Raw genomic sequence first — 19,679 nt, forward strand, 5'->3', positions numbered from 1 at the left:
GCCCCGGCGCCCGGCCGTGGCTGATCAGCGACGGGTGAACAGCACGTCGTGCACGACGTGGCCCTTGTCCAGACCCTGGCCCTCGAAGCGGGTCAGCGGCCGGAACGCGGGCCGCGGCGCATAGCCGCCGTCCGCCCGGGTGTTCTCGAACAGGGGATGCGCCGTCAGCACCTCGAGCATCTGCTCGGCGTACGGCTCCCAGTCCGTCGCGCAGTGGACGACCGCGCCCGGCTTCAGCCGCCCGGCCACGAGGTCGAGGAACTCCGGCTGGATCAGCCGCCGCTTGTGGTGCCGCTTCTTGGGCCACGGGTCGGGGAAGAACACCCTGAGTCCGTCCAGCGCCTCGGGCTCCAGCATCTCGCGGAGCAGGATGATCGCGTCGCCGTTGGCGACCCGGACGTTGGTCAGCCCCGCCCGCTCGGCGAGTCCCAGCAGATTGCCCTGGCCGGGGGTGTGCACGTCGACGGCCAGGATTCCGGTGCCCGGGTCGTCCGCCGCCATCTGCGCCGTGGCCTCGCCCATGCCGAAGCCGATCTCCAGGACCACGGGCAGGCCGTCGAAGAGCTCCGGGAGATCGAGGACGCTGCGGCCGTCGATGTCCAGGCCCCACGAGGGCCACAGACGCTGCAGGGCGTCCTCCTGGCCGGTGGTGACCCGGCTGCGGCGCGGCTGGAAGCTGCGGATGCGGCGCTCGTGGTGCGAGCCCGCCGGGTCGGCGGCGGGACCGCCGGGGAAGCGGGGCTCCTGGCGCAGCCTGCGCTGGCGCTCGAAGGAGGCGGCCCGGCGCGCGGCGGCGTCGGCTTCCGCTTCCGTGGCGTGGCCGGGTGCGGTCTCCGGCGTGGCACGGGGAGTCTCCGGGGCGGAACCGGGCGTCTCCGGGCTGGGGCCGGGCGTCTTGGGGGTGGGGTTCACAGGCTCAGACACAATGACCCGATTCTACGGCGGGAGGCGTCCATCCCGTCGCGCGTGCCCGCAGCAGGGCCCGTCGCGCCACCTCCCTCCCGATGGGCAGGGAAGCGGTGGCCGCGGGAGAGGGGGCGTTGAGCACATGGACGGTGTGCGGGGCGTCCCTGATCAGGAAGTCGTCCACCAGCGTGCCGTCCCGCAGCACCGCCTGGGCCCTGACGCCGGCCGGGGACGGCCGCAGGTCGGCCTCGGTGACCTCGGGCAGGAGCCGCTGGACGGCCCGGGTGAAGGCGCTCTTCGACAGGGACCGGTGCAGCTCGCCCGCCCCGTATCTCCAGTGCCTCCGGGCGAGGTGCCAGGAGCCCGGCCAGGCCAGGGTGCCGGCGAGCTCGCCCGGGCGCACGGCCGTCCGGCCGTACCCCTCGCGGGCCAGCGCCGGGACCGCGTTCGGCCCGATGTGGACCGTGCCGTCGACGCCCCTGGTCAGATGCACCCCGAGGAAGGGGAACGCCGGGTCCGGCACCGGATAGACCAGCCCGCGCACCAGCTCGGGCCTGGCCAGCTCGTAGTACTCCCCGCGGAACGGCACGATCCTGGCTCCCGGGTCGTCGCCGGCGAGCCGGGCCACCCGGTCGCTGTACAGCCCCGCGCAGTTGACCAGCACCCTGGCCCTGACCACCTGGCCGTCGGCCGTGCGCACCGCGACGCCCCAGGGGCGCCGGTCGACGGCGACGACCTCCGCGCCGTAACGCACCTGGCCGCCCGAGGCGGTCACCTCGGCGGCGAACCGGGCGGCCACCGCGGTGAAGTCGCAGACCCCCGTCGTGCCGACCCGGATCGCGGCGAGGCCGCGCACCCGGGGCTCGTGCTCGGCGATCTGGGCGGGGCCGAGCTCCCGGACCGGCAGGCCGTGCTTCCGGCCGCGCTGCACCAGGGCGTGCAGCCGCGGCAGCTCGCCGCTGTCCGTGGCCACGATCAGCTTGCCCGTCACCGCGTGGGCGATGCCGTGCTCCCGGCAGAACTCGACGAGCTCGGCGGCGCCCCGCACCGCGTAGCGCGCCTTGAGCGAGCCCGGCGGGTAGTAGATGCCGCTGTGGATCACCCCGCTGTTGCGCCCGGTCTGGTGCCGGGCGGGGCCCCACTCCTTCTCCAGCACCGTGACCCTGGTGCCGGGCGCGGTGCGCGTGAGCGCGTACGCCGTCGACAGACCGACGATCCCGCCGCCGATCACCAGCACATCGCAGTCGTACGCCGCGTGCGTCATCATCACGCCACCTCCCACCCCGATAGTGCACTGACCCACTGACAACCGGCTCAAACCACGGGTGGCGACGGGCGTGGCGCGCGGCCGTCACAGGGCCGGGCATACCGGGGCGTTCCGGCGGTGCCCACGGGACAGTCCTACGCCGGGGCGACCAGGAGCGGTCTCGCCCGCTCGCGGAGCTCGGCGACGCGCGGCTCGTCGCCGTACGGCTCCAGGCGGTGCAGGAGGTCGCGCACGTACTCGGTGGTGCGGGCCGACGAGATGCGGCCCGCCACCTCCACCGCCCGGGTGCCCGCCGCGCAGGCCGCGTCGAGGTTGCCCGACTCCAGCTCGGCGACCGCGGACACGACGAGCCGCAGCCCGTGCGAGCGGACGAACTCATCGGTGGGTTTCGACAGGGCCTGCTCGGTGAAGCGGCGCACCTGGCGGGGCGCCTTGAGGTCGCGATAGCACTCGGCCGCGTCGGCGGCGAATCTGTCGTACGAGTAGAAGCCGAGCCAGGCCGGGTCCGAGTCGCCGGTCCGGGACCGCTCCAGCCAGCTCTCGGCTGCCCTGAGCGCGGCCCCCGCGGCCGGTGCGTCGCCGGCCTTGGCATGGGCGCGCGCCTCCACCAGCCGGAAGAAGCTCATGGTCCGTGCGGTGGCGAGCCCCCGGTTGCGCTCGACCGCGGCCTGCGCGAGGTCCACACCCTCGTCGGCGAAGCCCCGGTAGGTCGCCTGGAGCGACATCGATGCCAGGACGTAGCCGCCGAGGGGGACGTCAGCGGCGGCACGGGCCAGGCGCAGCGCCTGGATGTAGTAGCGCTGGGCGGCCTCCTGCTGGCCGGTGTCGAAGGCCATCCACCCGGCGAGCCTGGTCAGCTCGGCGGAGGCGCCGAAGAGCGCCCGGCCCACCTCGTCGCTGTACGAACCCAGGAGGAGAGGCGCGGCGTCGACCCGTAAGCACTCCGGGACCATGGAGGAACGCCAGTCGCCACCGCCGTACTTGGAGTCCCAGCGGCGCGCGTCCTGGGCGGCCTCGCGCAGTTTGGTCACATCGCTGTGGCCGACGCGCAGGAGCGACACGTCGGACGCGGTGTCGGGGCCGGGCTGGACGGGGATGCCGCCGGGCGCCCCGTGTGCGCCCTCCGGGCCGGGGGCCGGGTCCCGGACGGCGGACGGGCCCCGGGCGACCGACGGGTCGGCCGGGGTTATGAGCCAGCGGGAGGCGGGGGTCGCGTAGGCGCTCACCGCGAAGGAGCCCGCCAGCGACTGCCAGATACCGCCGCCGCCCCTGCGGCCCGCCAGATCCAGCCGGTAGAGATCGGTCGCGGAGCGCACCGCCTCGCCCACGTCACGCGGGAAGGCGAGACCGACCTCGGGGGCCGGATCGGCGTCGGCGAGACCGATCTCGTGCAGCGGGACGGGACGGCCGAGTTTGGCCCCTATCGCCGCCGCGATGAGATGGGGCGCAGCACCCTGCGGCACCATGCCCTTGGCGACCCAGCGGGCCACCGAGGTCTTGTCGTAGCGAAGTGTCAGACCGCGCTGCGCTCCGAGGTCGTTGACCCGCCGGGCGAGGCCGGCGTTGCTGATTCCCGCGAGGGCGAGAACCGTGCCGAGCTTCTCGTTCGGCCCGCGTTGCTCCCTGGACATGCGCCACCCCTCGACACACAGACGGCCGCCGCGTCACCGTCGGGCGCGCGGCATTCGTACCGTGTCCTCCCCAGCTACGGTCCCGGGCACTCCGGCCGCACACGCATTTGGCCGAGCCCCGTGGAATATGCCGCTCTGCCGAGAACATCGGTAAACCCAGCGTAGTTCGCCGCATCCCCACCGTTAAGGGGCAGACCTCCGTATGGCGGGAATGTTGTCCGTGCGGTCCGGGGGCACGGGCGCCGTGCTCCTGGTGTGTGGCCGTGCGCCCGGCCGTGCGCTCTGGTCCGGCCGGTACGCAAGCGCTTCGATGGGTCCTGCGTGGGTCGGCCCGCCGAACTGGACTCTGCGGGCTGGGGGAGACCGCCGCCCCAATCCCCGCGGGCGGCGAACCGGTCCGGGAGGTGACGAACACCTCCCGGACTGTGCGCCGTACGGGATGTGGCGCGGGGAGTGGACGTGCGGGCCGGCGCACCGGGGGGATGCGCCGGACCGCACGCCACCGCCCCGCCGCGGCCGGTGCGCGGGAGCTCCGCCGGTGTCCCCGGAGGTGGATCCCGGGGGCCGCCAGGAGCCGTGCGAGGGCCCCGCGGAGTGCCCCGGGCGGCGAAACGCGCGGTATCTCGGCGATCGGAGAATGGCCGAATAGCGCCGGTCGGACGGGGCGCCGGGAAGTGGTCCGACTATGGCCGGATTGTGTCTGTTGCGGGAACCGGCCGAGGCGGGGCCCTTCTTGGGGGCCGGCCACCCCAACCTCCGCGGGCCCCACCTTCGTTGCCGGGGGACCGGGCCGCCGCGGCCAGGCTTTTGCCAGGGGCGCATGCACATCCGGTGTGCGCCGCCCGTACCCCCTCCGGGGCGCCGTTGTCGTGGCAGCATGTCCCGCAACGGCGTTCCCGTGTCCTGGTACGCCGGTTCGTCCACAGCCTGTGGAGGCGGCGGTGCGTTGGTTGGTGGGGTGGAGCAGTATCGCCGCGAGCTTCGGCACCGTGGGCGCGGTCGGCCACCACGGGGACGGGCGCACCGTCCATCCCGTGGGATCCCAGCTCCTGTGGGGCGACCCCGATCCGCTCTGGGCGGTCGGTGACTGGCGCCCCGACGAGATCCGGGTGATCACGGTCGCGACCCCCGAGGGCGCGCCCACGACCCGTCTCGCCGTCCTCGGCTGCTGCGGGGCCACCGACGAGCAGCTGCGGGTCGGGCTGCTCGCCGCCCGCGGCGGGGCGCTGCGCCATCTGACGGCCTGGTCGGGCAGTTACACCGCCGTGGTGCAGATCGGCCGCCGCATCACCGTCGCCGGGGACCTCGCCGGAGCACGCCCCGTCTTCCACACGCCCTGGGCCAACGGCACGGCCTACGCCACCGCCGCCCTGCCGCTCGCCGACCTCATCGAGGCCCAGCTGGACATCGGCCACCTGGCCGCGCTGCTGGCCTGCCCGGAGACCCCGGAGGCACTGGGCGACGGCACTCCGTACGCGGGCGTGAAGCGGATCCCGCCGGGCCACGCGCTGATCCTGCGGGAGGGCTCGCGCGAGATCACCGGCTACGAGGCGGTGGCCTCGCTGGCCGTGGCCGCGCCCCAGGCCGACCCGGTGAGCGCCGTCGAGGGCGTACGGGACGCGCTGGTCGAGGCCGTACGCACACGGCTCACCGCCCCGCGGCACGCCCCGGAGACCCTGCCGCCCGACCCGGGTCCGGTCCCCGGCATGGGGCCGGCGGAACGCCGGGCGGCCCGGGGGGCGCCCGTGCCCGGTATCGGCGCGGACCTCTCCGGCGGGAGCGCGTCCGCCACCCTCGCCCTGCTGGCGGCGGGACTCCCCGGGCTGCCGGGCACCGTGCTGGGCCACGGCACGGGCGCGGGGGAGCGGCTGCTCGCCGTCACCTTCAACGACCTCTCCACCCAGGGGCGCGAGGACGAGCTGGAGCGCGCCCGGGTCATCGCGGCCAACCCGCGGCTGCACCACGTGGTCGTCGCCGCCGGCGAGGAGGCCCTGCCCTACGCGTCGTTGGAGAACGGTCCGCTCACCGACGAGCCGGCCCCCTCCCTGGTCGTCGCCGAACGCCACCGCCGCAGACTGGCGGCGGGCAGCGCCGACCACTTCGTCGGCCACGGCGCCCGGCAGGTCCTGGACGCGCACCCCGCACGGCTGGCCGACCTCCTCATGGACCGGCGCAGACGCCACCTGCTGCGTCCCGTCGCCGCGCTCGCCAGGGCCGAAGGGCCCTCCACGCACTCCCTGTTCGTCCCGCTGGCCGTCTACCGCGCCGCCCGCAGGCTGGCCCGTACGTCGTACCGCACCGGGCTCGAGACGGCGGCGTCCCTGCTGCCCGAGGCCAACCGCGACGCCCCCGACCTCGACACCCCCGCCGACGCCTCGCTCGCCTCCCTGGCCTGGTCCCGGCCGGGTCCGGCGGCGCGCTGGCTCACCGGGGAGGCCCTCGCGGAAGTATCGGTTCGTCTCCAGGAGGCGGCGATCCGCCCGGCGTCGGTCCAGCGGCCCGGAGAGGCCCGCGCCCGCGCGGCGCTGGCCCGGCACGCCGCGGACCAGCGGATCCTGGAGCAGGCGGCCGAGATCCGCAGCCAGCGGCTGCACGCCCCCTTCCTGGACAACCAGGTCGTGCGCGCCGCCCGCGCCCTCCCCGAATCGCTGCGGGTCCAGCCCGGAGCCCGGGCCGCCATCCTGCGCAGGGTGCTCGCGGGCGCGGGCATCCACGACCTCCCGCCCGGCTGGGGCACGCCGTCGCAGGCCACCGCGAACGCGGCGGGCCGGATCGGTCTGCGGACCGCGCTCCCGGAGCTGATCTCCCTCTTCGACGCCCCGCTGCTCGCCGACGCCGGCCTGATCGAGGCCCGCGTCGTCCGCAAGGCTCTGCGCGCGGCGTGCGAGGGCGAGCCCCTGCCCCTGGACGGTCTGGCCGAACTGGCGTCCACGGAGCTCTGGCTCCGCCGCCTGGTCACCCGCCGGGGCACCTGCTGGACGGGTACGGCTGCCCCGCGCCAGCGCGCGGTGGCGGGCGGAGTGGTCCCGGCCCGCCGGACGCTCCAGGCCTGAGCGCCCACCGCACTCCCGACGGGCGTGCGATGGGCGGGCTCCCGCCGGGACACAATGGCGCGGTGCGGTACCTGATCCTGGGCGTCACCGAGGCGCGAGACGAGCACGGCGGTGTGCTGCCCGTCGGCGGTACCCGGCTGCGCACCCTGCTCGCGGCACTCGCCCTGCGCGCGGGCCGCCCCGCACCCGTCGCCGCGCTCATCGACGACGTGTGGGCGGACGAACCGCCGCAGGACGCCCCCGCCGCACTCCAGGCACTCGTCGGCCGGCTGCGCCGTGCCCTCGGCCGGGAGGCGGTCACCGCCACCCCCGGTGGTTACGCGCTCGCCTCGGACTCCGACGCCGTCGACCTGTACGTCTTCGAACGCCTCGCCCGCCGGGGCGCCTCCGAGCTCGACGCGGGCCACCCCCAGGCCGCCGCGCGCACCCTGCGTGACGCGCTGGCCCTCTGGCGAGGTCCCGCACTCGCCGACCTCCCGGGCCACGAGCAGGGGCTCCGCGCCGAGGCACGCAGGCTCACCGCGCTCCAGCAGCGCGTCGAGGCCGATCTGCGGCGCGGGGCCACGACGGGACTCGTACCCGAGCTCAGGGAACTGACGGCGGCCCACCCGTACAACGAGCCGCTCCACGCCCAACTGCTGCGCGGCCTGCGGGCCGAGGGCCGGCCGGCCGACGCACTCGTCGCGTACGAGGAGATCCGCCGGGCCCTCGCCGACGGCCTGGGCACCGACCCCGGACCGGAGCTCACGGCACTCCACCGGGAGCTCCTCGACGCGGGGGAGCCCTCCACACCGCCGCCGGGCGGGACGTACCCGGCCGAGGGCAACATCCGCCCCCGGCTCACCTCCTTCGTCGGCCGTGAAGCCGAGCTCCGCCTCATCCGCTCCGATCTGTCGAACGCCCGCCTCGTCACCCTCACCGGCCCCGGCGGCTCGGGGAAGACCCGGCTGGCCGAGCAAGCCGCCGCCGGGCAGGGCGCCTGGCTCGCGGAACTCGCCCCGGTCGACGACCCCTCGGCCGTACCGGGTGCCGTGCTCTCCGCGCTCGGCCTGCGCGAGACGACTCTGCTGCAGGGCGGCACCGGGCACGTCCCGCGCGCCGACCCCACCGAGCGGCTGGTCGAACACCTCTCCCTCCGGTCGCGCGACCGCCCCTTCCTCCTCGTGCTCGACAACTGCGAACACGTCGTCGACGCGGCAGCGGCCCTCGCGGAGACCCTCCTCACGCACTGCCCGGGACTGCGCATCCTCGCCACCAGCCGCGAGCCCCTCGGGGTACCGGGCGAGGCCGTGCGCCCGCTGGGCCCGCTGCCGCCCGACCCGGCGCACCGTCTCTTCGCCGAACGCGCGCGGGCGGTGCGGCCGGACTTCGAGGCGGGAGCGGGAGCCGGGCCGGCCGTCGCCGGGACCCCGGACGCCGTCGCCGAGATCTGCCGCAGGCTGGACGGCCTTCCGCTCGCCATCGAACTGGCCGCGGCCCGGCTCCGGCTGCTCACCCCTCGCCAGATCGCCGACCGCCTCGACGACCGCTTCCGCCTGCTCACCAGCGGCAGCCGCACCGTGCTGCCCCGTCAGCAGACACTGCGGGCGGTCGTGGACTGGTCCTGGGACCTCCTGTCACCGGGCGAGCGGACCCTGCTGCGGCAGGCGTCCGTCTTCGCGGGAGGGTGGGACCTTGCCGCCGCCGAGGCCGTGGCCGGACCCGACGCCGCCGACCTGCTCGGCGCACTCGTGGACAAGTCGCTCGTGGTCGCGACACCCGCGGACGGCGGCGAGATGCGCTACCGCTTCCTGGAGACCATCCACGAGTACGCCTCCGAGCGCGCCGCCGAGACACCGGGCCTCCGGACGGCCGCGCGCACGGCCCACCTCGCCCACTTCACCGCGCTGGCCGAGGAGGCCGACCCGCGGCTGCGCTCCGGCGGGCAGATGCCCTGGATCGGACGGGTGGAGGCCGACCTCGACAACATCCGTGCCGCCCTGCACCGCACGGTCCACGGCAGCCCCTGCGAACGGGACGCGCTGCGCCTGGTGCTCGCCATGGGGTGGTTCTGGTGGCTGCGCAACTTCCGTATCGAGGGCCTCTCCTGGGCCGACCGCACGGCAGCACTGGGCGAGGACCCCGCGGACCCGGCCGACCCCCGTCACTGGCCCCGCATGCACCTGCACATGCTGCGGTTCTTCCTCGCCGTGGAGAACAGGCCGACCGAGAACATCTACGAGGACGAAGAGCTCCAGGCCATGATCACGCGGGTGGCACGGGCCTTCGGCGCGGGCGGCCCCGAATCCGCCCGCTTCCCCGGGCTGCTCTGGCCGATGACGTCGTACGTCCACCGTGATCTCACCCGCGACATGCACGCGCACTTCGACGCCGCTGTGGCCAACACCCGGGAGTACGGGGGCGACTGGGAGTACGGCTTCACCCTGATGTCGCGCACCCAGATGGTGGTGGACACCCCGCACGGCCCGGAGGGCATGGACGGCGTCGACGCGGACCTCGCCGAACTGCGCGCGCTGAGCCGCCGGGTCGGCGACCGCTATCTGCGCGGCCAGGTGGCGAGCGCCGCCGCCGAGGCGGGGATGAAGCGCGGGAGGTACGAGGAGGCGCGGGCGGCCTATCAGGAGGCACTGGAGCTCGCCCAGGAGGTCGGCGCCCACGCGGAGACCCCGTTCCTGATCGGCCGCCTCGCCGAACTCGCCTACCAGACCGGTGATCTGGAGGCCGCCTGGAGCGGTCTGGCCCAGGCCGAGGCTGAGGCCGAGCGGAGGCATGTGCTGGACGCGCGCGCCTACGTGGACTTCCTGCGGGCCTCGATCGCGCTCACGTCCGGGGAGATCCTGAAGGCGCGCCGGTACGTCGACTCGGCTCGGGGCGCGCAGTCCTACGGCGGCAGGCCACCGCAGTTCGAGGCGGCCGTACTCGGTCTCTCGGCGCGCATCAGCGTGTTCGAACCCTCCGGGGGACCGGCCGAGGGGCTGCGCGGGGTGACCGATGCGCTGGTGCTGGCCGTGGAGGCGGGCTGCGCCGAGGCCTTCACCGCGCATCTGGCGGAGGCGGCCGGGACCATCCTGGTGGAGCTGGGCCGGTGCGCCACGGCGGCGCGGATTCTCGCGGCGGCCGAAGAATGGCGGGAGCACAGCCCACGGTCGGCGGTGGAGGAGGCCGAGGTGGCCCCGGTCGTGCAGCGGCTGCGCGAGGAACTGGGCTCCCGGCGTCACGAGGAGGAGAGCGCCCGGGGGCGCGGCCTGACCCCGAAGACGGTCATCGGCCTCCTGACCGGCGGTGACGCGGACCTCTCCGGCAGCTGATCGGCCCGGGCGGGGGGCCTCGGTGGCGGCCGGTCGGCACCGTGGGGGCCTCGGCGGTGGCTGACCGGCACCGGTCGTGACGGGCGCCTCGGCCGCAGCCGATCCGCCCGTGCGGGGCAGAGGGCCTCAGCGGCAGCTGATCCGTGACTCCGCCCAGTCGGCCAGGGCGACCCCGCCGAGCTGCCCCGAGGGTTCCACGACGAGCCGGATCGTCTCCTGGCCCTCGATGCCGACGCTCAGCGGCACGGCAGGCTCGCCGCCCCGCACCACGGGTGACTGCCACAGCCGGGCCCCGCCGTCGTCGTACACCGAGAAGCGCACGGCGCCGAGTCCCATGGTCATGTCGTCGACGCCGACCATTGCCTCGTAGCGGGTGCACGGCCGGTTCAGCTGGACGGTGACGGACGAGCGGGAATGCGCGGTGACACCGTGGGCGTACGTCGTGGAGCCGATCGACAGCCCGTCGCGCTGCCAGAACAGACCGTTGCTCCGGCCGAGGAGGATCTCGGGCCCGGTGTGATCGCCTGCCACGGAGTAGGCCAGTTCGTTCACCTGGTAGACCTCCGGCGCGGGCGGCGGCGGTGGGGTCGGCGTCGGTGTGGGGGTGGGCGCGGGCGGTGCCGGCTCCGCGGTGCTGGGCTCGGGCGTGGGCTCGGGGGCGGGCGGCTCGGGCGTCGGGGTCGGGGTGGGCGTGGGAGTCGGCGTCGGCTCCGGGGCGGGCGGCGGTGCCGGTGCGGGCGAGGCGGGTGGGGGCGGTGTCGGCTCCGGAGGGGCGGAGGGCGAGGGGGTGAGCGGGGCCGCGGCCGGGGGCTTGGCCACCGGAGGCGTCTCCGGAGCGGGCCGGTCGTCACCGGCCATGGCCCACACCAGTCCGGCCGCGGCGGCCACGGCCAGCGTCGCGGCGATCCCGGCCTTCACGGGGGCACCGAGGCCTTCCGAGGCGGCAGCGCCCCCCGCCGCCGTACCGCTTCCCGAGGACGCGCTTCCGGTGGCCGCCGCGGCGGCTCCCGCGCCGGCCGCACCTGCCGCACCGGCGGCGCCGCCCGCGACGAGACCGGCCGCCTTGACCGTGTAACCGGCCGCGAACCAGCCGATGACGGCGATCGGCAGCAGTGCCGGGATACCGGCGTTGACCCGCTCGAGCTCACCGGCGGCGATCCGGCACTTCGCGCACTCGTCCAGATGTTTGCGCAGCCCGCGTTCGGCCCGGGTTCGCAGGCCGCCGCGCGCGTGGGCGCCGAGCCGGTCGGCGTACTGCGCGCAGTCGCCGCCCGCCGTCAGCGACTGGCTCACATGCGCCTGCAGATAGGCCTGCTTGAGCCCTTCGCGGGCCCGGACGGCAAGGACCGCCGTGGCATTGGCCGTCAGGCCGAAGAGCGGGGCCACCTCGCTCGGCGACTCCTCCTCCACGGTGGTGTGCCACAGCACGGCCTGCCAGCGCTCCGGCAGGCTGCGGAACGCCTGCATCGCCATCGACCGGTCCGCCTCGTGCATGGCCAGGACATCGGCGCCGAGATCGAGGGTGTCCGCCTCAGACATCTCGGCGGAACGGGTCGCCTGGGCGGCGAACACCGCGAAGTCGTCGACCAGATGCTCGCGCTTCGCGCTCTTCGTCCACGCGGCGGCGACGTGCCGGACGGCGGTCATGAGGTAGGCCCGGACGGCCTCCTGCGGCCCCTTCCCGCCCCGGACCGCCTGCAAGGTCCGCGCGAACACCTCGGCCGTCAGGTCGTCGGCGGTGTCCGCGTCCCGGCAGCAGGTACGGGCATAGCGGCGCACGGCGCCGCTGTGGCGCCGGAACAGCACCTCGTACGCCTGGTCGTCCCCCGCGCGCATGCCTTCGATCAACTGGGCGTCGGACGGCCCGAGATCGGCGGAGCCGGAGCGCCCCTCACGCTGGAGCGGGACGGCGTACGCGGGGTCGACCCCCGTCCCCGTCCCGGTCCCGCTGGCGGGCTCGGGCGGTGCCGCTTCGCCGGCGGCAGCGGGCCAGGGTCCGGGCAGCACGGTGCCACCCTCGGCGTCGTCGTCCGGCTGTCCGGACGCAGGACGGCCGGGCTGCGGCACCCGTCCCGCCTCGAGGCTCGCCGTCCGCGCAGCGGGCGGACCGTCGGGCTCGCTGCCCGTGCCGTCCTTTCCCGCGGCCGTGATGCCGTCGGCCGGCTCTTCCTGCTGCGCGTCACCGCTCATCGCGGAAGCCCCCGTATGCACCCTCGGACCCTGAATACCGGGGCCAGAGTGCCACAGCGGCCTATTGAGGCGAACCCGGGGCGGGGAGGCAACCACTCATCCGGGGTGTCTTCCCCTGCCGGAGGGTGCGAGATCACTCCAACGGGGAAGAAGCAACAGCCCTCGCTCGCACTCACGTCCGACCGAGGACCCCGCCTCCGGCCACCCCGCACGCCCGGACACGGCGCGCGCCCTGGCCGTACGAGGCTCCCGCGCCGCCCGGCTCATGACGACCGACTGGGCCAGGCCCGGCGTCGGACATGCGGCCCCGCCCACCCGGAGCCGGGCCCAGGAGGGCCAGGAGGCCTCTGCCCCGTGCGAACCGGGGACACCCGGGCCCACGCGGGGCCGAGGGACTCGGGAGGCACGCCGACCGCCGCACCCGCGCCCTACGCAGGCCGCGACCGCAGGCCCTCCAGCAGGATGTCCAGCAGCCGTGACGAGGCGGCAGCCTGGTGTGCCGGGTCCGGCAGGGCGGGTGCCGCCGTGGCGATGACCAGCAGCACATCGCCCACCGTCACATCGCCCCGCAGCTCACCCGACTCCCGGGCCCGGTCGACCAGCCGGCCCACGACCTCCAGCAGCTCGGTGGCCCCGGGGTCGTCGTGGAGGCCCTCCTCCGCGTCGGAACGCTGTCCGGCGACCCGGAGGCCGGGCTGTGCCACCCCCTGCCGCTGGTGCGGGACACGGGTATCACCGTCGGCCGCGACGGCGCCCGGTACCGGTGCCTGCTCGTCAGGCCCCGCACCGACCCGCAGCACCTGCGGCGGCAGCAGTCGTCCCGCGCCCGATGCCACCGAGGTCCGCAGGAAGCGGGAGAGCGCGGACCACGGCTCGTCCTCCTGCCCGAGCGCCGTACGCGCCTGGTCGGTGAGGCGCGACGTCTCCTCCTCGGCTATCCGGCGCACCAGCACGTCCTTGCTGGGGAAACGCCGGTAGACCGTGCCGACGCCCACGCGTGCGCGGCGCGCCACGTCCTCCATCGGCGCCCCGTAACCCAGCTCGCCGAACACCTCACGCGCGGCGCGCAGGACGTGTTCGAGATTGCGCTGCGCGTCCACGCGGAGCGGGGCCGAGCGACTCGTGTCCCCCGAGGCCCCCGCCGTCGCGACCGTACCGACCGTGCCCATGGCTGTCAGACGCCCGTGGCCCTCGGCGGAGGCGACAGCGCTCGGCCCATGCAAATCCTGAATGTGCATAACTTCCCCCGGTTATGACGTCTCCCCCCGGAGACTTCCCCACCTGTCCGCCGGTGTGCGGATCTTCGTCCGATTCCGACACCCCGACGGGATACGAACATAGTTGAGCCCGGGTCAATTCAGAAGGGGGTAGTTCCGCACGGAGCGCCCCCCGATCGGAGCAAGGACCGGTTGGACCCTGATTCGGCCCCCGCGTGGTCACCCTCCCGGCGTACCTGACCTGCGCAGCTCCGGAATCCGGCGCCGGCCGTGCCCCGCCCGGTGATCGAAGTGCTCCGGTCACACAATTTGCCGGGCCTGTGGACAAACACAGGACTCCGTTGCGTCATGGGATGGTGATGGCACCAGATTCCCGGGGGACGTCCCCCGGCACCCGGCCAAGTGTGCGCATTCTCGTCGTCGGCGGCGGCTACGTCGGGATGTACACCGCGCTTCGTCTCCAGCGGAAGCTGAGGGAGAGACTGAAAAGCGGCGAGGCCGAGATCGTGGTGGTCACGCCCGAGCCCTACATGACGTATCAGCCGTTCCTGCCCGAGGCCGCCGCCGGTTCGATCTCGCCGCGTCACGTCGTCGTGCCTCTGCGCCGCGTCCTCAAGAACTGCACGATCGTGATCGGCGAGGCGGAGCGGATCGACCACGCCAAGCGCACCGCGACGGTCACCACGCCGGCCACCGGCGAGGACGGCACCGGCGCCCTGGAGATCCCGTACGACGAGCTCGTTCTCGCGCCCGGATCCGTCTCGCGCACCCTTCCGGTCCCCGGCCTCGCCGACTTCGGCATCGGCTTCAAGACCGTCGAGGAGGCCATCGGTCTCCGCAACCACGTCATCGAGCAGATGGACATCGCCTCGGCGACCCGCGACCCGGCGATCCGCGACGCGGCCCTCACCTTCGTCTTCGTCGGCGGCGGATACGCCGGTGTCGAGGCGCTCGCGGAGCTGGAGGACATGGCCCGCTACACCTCGCGGTACTACCACAACATCAAGCCCACGGACCTGAGATGGATCCTGGTCGAGGCGACCGGCCGCATCCTCCCGGAGGTCGGCGACACGATGGGGAAGTACGCGGTCAGGGAACTGCGGGGCCGCAACATCGACGTACGGCTCGACACCCGGCTCGACAGCTGCGAGGGCAGGGTCGCGGTGCTCAGCGACGGGTCGCGCTTCCCGACCCGCACCCTGGTGTGGACGGCGGGCGTGAAGCCCGCGCCGGTCCTCGCCGCCACCGATCTCCCCCTCACCGGGCGCGGCAGGATCCGCTGCACCGCCGCGCTCCGTGTCGACGGCGTCGAACACGCCTGGGCGGCGGGCGACGCCGCGGCCGTACCCGACCTCACCTCGTCCGAACCGGGTACGGAGACCGCGCCCAACGCCCAGCACGCGGTGCGCCAGGCCAAGGTGCTCGCCCACAACGTCGTCGCGGCCCTCGCCGGGCGGCCGACCGAGGACTACCGGCACTCCTACGCCGGATCGGTAGCCTCCCTCGGTCTGCACAAGGGGGTCGCGCATGTCTACGGGCGCAAGCTCAAGGGGTACCCGGCCTGGCTCATGCACCGCGTCTACCACCTGAGCCGCGTACCCACCTTCAACAGGAAGGCGCGGGTCCTCGCCGAGTGGACGCTGGCCGGCCTCTTCAAGCGCGAGATCGTCTCCCTCGGTTCGCTCGAACACCCGCGCGCCGAATTCGCCCTCGCCGCCGGTGGACACGCACAGCCGCAACAGCCCCCGGGGGACCCCCGTCGGAAGGAGGACGGCCCGCCGGACGCCTCGGACTGATCCGCCACGTTCGGCGCAGCGGCTTCCCCTGGAAAACGGCCGTAATTCAGCGGTCGGACCAGCGGCGGTACGGCAACTGTCAGTACGGTCGGTCACACTGGCCGTGTGACCATAGGTGGGTCCACACCTGCGCAGAGTGACCCGGCCGGTAGTCACCTACAGTGACCGCCAGCGAGATCAACCGCACGAAGAGGCCCGGCTGCGCACGGTCGGGAGACCGGCACCGGCACCCCGACCGGGGGAGAAGCACCCGGGGGCCGGCAGAGGACCAGCAGACGAAGCAGCTCGCCCGAGCGGACCAGACCGACACACGAGGCCAGAAATTCCGTGAACTTCACGCGCTGGAGTGCCCGCCTTCCCGGAACGCAGCGTCGAGCCGCCGCACGGGACGACCGCAGTTCCGTACCCGCCGCCCGCGCCGAGTCCGGAGCCACGCCCCCGGGCGACACCTCGGAACCCTCCGCGCCCGTGTCCGGCCCCTCCCTGGAAGGCCTCTCGGCCCGTGAGCTCCTCGGCCGGCTCCCCGCCCCCGTCGCCCTGCTGCACGGTCCCGAGCACCGCATCACCTACGTCAACGCCGCGTACGTATCGGCGTTCGGACCGCGCCCGTGCGGCACACCCGCCGCCGAGGCGATGCCCGAGCTGGCCGAGCTCAGCCTGCTGCCCCTCATGGACCAGGTCCTGCGCAGCGGCACCTCGCGCACGGTCAAGTCCCGCAAGGTCCGCGCGGGGAACTCGTACACCGTGACCTGCACCCCCGTGACCACCGGAGACCCGGAAGGCGAGGCGGGTGTCCTCGTCTACGCCACCGATGTCACCGACCACGCGGAGGCGGCGGAGCGGCTCCGCGCCAGCGAACGCCGCCACCGCGAAACCGCCGTGACCCTCCAGCGCTCCCTGCTCCCACAGGACCTCGAACAACCGGACGACCTGCGCATCGCGGCGACGTACCAGCCCGGCGGCACGGACGCGGCGGTGGGCGGCGACTGGTACGACGTCATCACCCTGGGCGCCGGCCGCACCGCGCTCGTCATCGGCGATGTGATGGGGCGCGGGGTGCGCGCCGCCGCCGTCATGGGCCAGCTGCGCACCGCGGTCCGCGCCTACGCCCGTCTCGACCTGCCGCCCCACGAGGTGCTCCAGCTCCTCGACGTCCTCGCCGCCGAGATCGACGCCAGCCAGATCGCCACCTGCGTCTACGCCGTCCACGACCCCAACGAGGGCCACCTCGTCTACGCCTCCGCGGGCCACCTCCCGATCCTCGTGTGCGACGAGGACGGCACGGTCCACCGTGCCGAGGACCCGACCGGGCCGCCCCTCGGCACCGGCGGCTGGGTCCACACCTCGGGGACGATCGACCTGCCGCCCGGGTCCACGGCCGTGCTCTACACGGACGGCCTGGTCGAGCGCCGCAGCGAGGACATCGACGAGGGCGTCGCCTCCCTGGAGCGGGCCCTGTCGGGCGCCAAGGGATCACCGCAGGTGGTCTGCGACCGGCTCATCCGTTCCCTGGGAGTGACCGCGGAGCACGACGACGACGTCGCCGTGCTCGTCGTCCAGCATCCCGCGCGTACGGGCACGAGCGCCGAGCTCTTCCACAACGCCTCCCTCGAACTGCTCGGCGGAATCGAGGCGGCTCCCCGCGCCCGCGCCTTCGCCACGGGCGTCCTGGCGTCCTGGCGCTTTCCCATGGAGCTCTGCGACCTGGGCGTCCTCGCCGCGAGCGAGCTCGTGGCGAACTCCCTCCAGCACGGCACCCCGCCCATGCGCCTCGGCCTGCGCCGGACGGACCGGCGGCTGATCATCGAGGTGACGGACGGGGACGACCACCTGCCGCGCAGACGCCGCGCCGAACCGGCGGACGAGGCGGGACGCGGCATCTCCATCATCGCGAGCATCGCCTCGTCCTGGGGCAGCAGACGCACTCCGGGCGGCGGCAAGGCCGTCTGGTGCGAGTTCGCCCTTCCCGGCTGAACGGACCTCAGCGGACGGCTGCCGGAGCGGCGGCCGGCTCGCTCTCCGGCAGCGACACGGCGACCACCCGGGACGGCGCCGCGGCGAGCGGTGCGTCCTGTACGGGGGTGAGCTGCCGGCCCAGTTTCAGGGCCAGCACGGTGATGCCCAGCGAGAACAGCACGAAGGTCACGATGTACGGCCCGTGCAGGGTGGCCCCCATGGGCCCGCCCACCGCCGGTCCGACGGCCAGAGCCAGCTGCTTCACCAGGGCGAACGCCGAGTTGTACTGACCGACCATCGACTCGGGCGCCAGATCGGCGACCAGCGGGGCGACCGTCGGCGACAGCATCGACTCACCGAGACCGAAGAGGGCGTACGTCGAGATCATCGCGGCCGTCGCCATGGTCTGGCTGCCGTGCCCGAGACCCGCGTACCCGGCCACGATCCAGGCGAACGCCCAGATCAGACCGACCCAGGCGATGACCCGGCTGCGCCGCCGACGCTCCACGAGACGGAGCACGACGAACTGCGCGATGACGATGACCGCGGTGTTGGCGGCCAGTGCGATGCCCAGGGTCGAGGGTTCGATCCCCGCGGCCTCGGTTCCGTAGGCGGCGAGGCCGGACTCGAACTGTCCGTAGCAGGCGAAGAAGATGACGAAGCCCAGCACGCACAGCTGCACCATCGCCTTGTGGGAGAGCAGGACGCGCAGTCCGCCCTTGGGCGCGGCACCGTCGACGGACGGGGTGGCCGGGAGGGACGGCGCACGGGGCATGCGGACCGTGGCCGCGACGACGCCGAGCACCAGGAACATCGCCGCCTCGATCAGGAACAGCATGGTGAAGCTCGACGGCCGGTCGACGTCCACCAGCTGTCCGCCGACCAGGCCACCGATGCCGAGCCCGAGGTTCTGCAGGAAGAACTGCATGGCGAAGGCGCGGGTACGTGTCGCCGCGGTCGAGCACCACACCAGCATCGTGGCGAGCGCGGGCTGCATGACGGCGGTGCCCGCACCGAGGACGGCGGCGGAGAGGACCGCGGTCGTCACACTCTCCGAGACCCCCAGGGCGCAGGCACCCACGGCGGCGGCACCGGCGGCGACGATCAGCACGGGCAGGGGCCCGCGCCGGTCGATGGCCCGGCCCGTGAACGGCAGCACGGCCAGCGCGGCCATGGCGAAGACAGCCAGCACGACACCCGCCGTACCGGCACCAAGATCCCGTACCTGCGCCACGTAGACGTACAGATACGGGACGGTGAACCCGAGGCCGAACGCGCTCAGCGCGCTGCCCAGCTGGATCCGCCGCAGCGCTGCACCCATCTCCCTGGTCACACTCACCTACCTCAAGACATGAAGAACTTTGAAGAACACAGACCCGTAGACTTTAGCACTAAAATTAGATGCTGAAGTCTTGAGCTCGAAGGACTTCGAAGGCGATGGTGAGCGTGCGATACTGCCCGCCATGTCTGACACCACCGAGCAGCCCGAGCTCCAGGAGCCGAGCCTCGACGAGCAGATCGCGGCCTACCAGCGCGAGTTCCAGGACCTCGACCCGCAGGTCGAACAGATCGTCTCGGCGCTGGGCCGTCTGAACCGCCGGATGAACGTGGCGTACGGCAGACAGGTCGCGACCCTCGGCATCAGCAACGCCGAGTGGGAAGTCCTCAAGACCCTGGTCCTGGCCGGCACTCCTTACCGACTGGGTCCCGGCGAGCTCGCCAAGCGCCTCGGGCTCACCCCGGCCGCGATGACCCACCGCATCGACCGCATGGCGGGCGAAGGGCTGGTCACACGGGACCGGGACGAGAACAACCGCGTGCGCGTCATCGTCGAACTGACCGACGAGGGGCGTACGAAATGGCTCGAGGCGATGCGCATGGCCAGCACCTTCGAGGAGGACCTCCTCCAGGACCTCTCGGGTGACGAGCGCGGAGCGCTCGGCGAGATACTGATCCGCCTCCTGCGCAGGGTGGAGCACGAGCAGCCGGACGCCGGCGGCAGGCTCACCGACCTGGACTGAGGGCGCCGGGGGAGGGGTTGACACGCACCTCTCGCGTCCGTAAGGTTCTTCGAGTTGTCCCGGAGCCGGTACGGTCCGGCGGCAGCCGATCCCGCCGCGAATGCGGCAACCAAACTCAGCACGATCTCCCAGCGGGGAGAATTTCGGCATGCCCGGAATTCAATTCGAAGGCTCGATTATGAGCTGCCGGGAGAATCCGCTAGAGTTTGAGCGTCGGAACGGCCCAACGGCCGGGAAGACAAACCCCGCTGACTGGGAATCAGGCCCGAAAGGATCTGATAGAGTCGGACTCGCCGGAAAGGGAAACGCGAAAGCGAAGAACTGGAAAGCGAAA

Annotated in this window: 11 protein-coding genes; 5 read left to right on the top strand and 6 right to left on the bottom strand. The window is 73.8% G+C overall.

Annotated elements, in window-relative coordinates; genetic code table 11:
• Window positions 1-24: 24 nt before the first annotated feature.
• The 3 genes from trmB to AMK10_RS28095 all read right to left on the bottom strand — a co-directional run bounded on the left by trmB (window position 25) and on the right by AMK10_RS28095 (window position 3,804).
• The gene (trmB, locus tag AMK10_RS28085) at window positions 25-924 is read right to left on the bottom strand and encodes a tRNA (guanosine(46)-N7)-methyltransferase TrmB (protein ID WP_073750959.1); all 900 of its coding nucleotides are present in this window, start codon (window positions 922-924) and stop codon (window positions 25-27) included.
• Window positions 917-2,173 carry an L-2-hydroxyglutarate oxidase gene (gene lhgO, locus AMK10_RS28090; protein WP_073750961.1) on the bottom strand — a complete coding sequence of 419 codons (1,257 nt, stop codon included), beginning with the start codon at window positions 2,171-2,173 and terminating at the stop codon, window positions 917-919. Before lhgO ends, trmB begins: the two co-directional genes overlap by 8 nt.
• A gap of 134 nt (window positions 2,174-2,307) precedes the next feature.
• Window positions 2,308-3,804 carry a sporulation protein gene (locus tag AMK10_RS28095; RefSeq protein WP_073750963.1) on the bottom strand — a complete coding sequence of 499 codons (1,497 nt, stop codon included), beginning with the start codon at window positions 3,802-3,804 and terminating at the stop codon, window positions 2,308-2,310.
• A 941-nt stretch (window positions 3,805-4,745) separates the two neighbouring features.
• On the opposite strand from AMK10_RS28095, the gene AMK10_RS28100 reads away from it, so the two are divergent.
• Both AMK10_RS28100 and AMK10_RS28105 read left to right on the top strand, forming a co-directional pair.
• The gene (locus AMK10_RS28100) at window positions 4,746-6,857 is read left to right on the top strand and encodes an asparagine synthase-related protein (protein WP_107428513.1); all 2,112 of its coding nucleotides are present in this window, start codon (window positions 4,746-4,748) and stop codon (window positions 6,855-6,857) included.
• 62 nt (window positions 6,858-6,919) lie between these two features.
• A complete protein-coding gene (locus AMK10_RS28105) occupies window positions 6,920-10,165 on the top strand; it encodes an ATP-binding protein (protein ID WP_073750967.1) in 3,246 nt (1,081 codons plus the stop codon).
• Window positions 10,166-10,291: 126 nt separating this feature from the next.
• Here AMK10_RS28105 and AMK10_RS28110 read toward each other — a convergent pair whose 3' ends face one another.
• Both AMK10_RS28110 and AMK10_RS28115 read right to left on the bottom strand, forming a co-directional pair.
• On the bottom strand, window positions 10,292-12,355 hold the full coding sequence (locus AMK10_RS28110) for a sigma-70 family RNA polymerase sigma factor (RefSeq protein WP_073750969.1): 2,064 nt from the start codon (window positions 12,353-12,355) through the stop codon (window positions 10,292-10,294).
• 428 nt (window positions 12,356-12,783) lie between these two features.
• The gene (locus AMK10_RS28115; RefSeq protein ID WP_073750971.1) at window positions 12,784-13,593 is read right to left on the bottom strand and encodes a TetR/AcrR family transcriptional regulator; all 810 of its coding nucleotides are present in this window, start codon (window positions 13,591-13,593) and stop codon (window positions 12,784-12,786) included.
• Window positions 13,594-13,931: 338 nt separating this feature from the next.
• Here AMK10_RS28115 and AMK10_RS28120 point away from each other — a divergent pair, with 338 nt between their 5' ends.
• Window positions 13,932-15,368, top strand: coding sequence for an NAD(P)/FAD-dependent oxidoreductase (locus tag AMK10_RS28120; RefSeq protein WP_079180899.1), 1,437 nt, complete (start codon window positions 13,932-13,934; stop codon window positions 15,366-15,368).
• 327 nt (window positions 15,369-15,695) lie between these two features.
• Window positions 15,696-17,342 carry an ATP-binding SpoIIE family protein phosphatase gene (locus tag AMK10_RS28125; protein WP_073750975.1) on the top strand — a complete coding sequence of 549 codons (1,647 nt, stop codon included), beginning with the start codon at window positions 15,696-15,698 and terminating at the stop codon, window positions 17,340-17,342.
• Window positions 17,343-17,349: 7 nt separating this feature from the next.
• Here the strand turns inward: AMK10_RS28125 and AMK10_RS28130 are convergent, their stop codons facing one another.
• On the bottom strand, window positions 17,350-18,645 hold the full coding sequence (locus AMK10_RS28130; protein WP_073751073.1) for an MFS transporter: 1,296 nt from the start codon (window positions 18,643-18,645) through the stop codon (window positions 17,350-17,352).
• Window positions 18,646-18,787: 142 nt separating this feature from the next.
• On the opposite strand from AMK10_RS28130, the gene AMK10_RS28135 reads away from it, so the two are divergent.
• Complete coding sequence (locus AMK10_RS28135) at window positions 18,788-19,345, top strand: MarR family winged helix-turn-helix transcriptional regulator (RefSeq protein WP_073751075.1); 558 nt, start codon at window positions 18,788-18,790, stop codon at window positions 19,343-19,345.
• The last annotated feature ends 334 nt before the right edge of the window (window positions 19,346-19,679 follow it).

It is taken from the genome of Streptomyces sp. CB02058, from assembly GCF_001905505.1.
Taxonomy (GTDB): Bacteria; Actinomycetota; Actinomycetes; order Streptomycetales; family Streptomycetaceae; genus Streptomyces.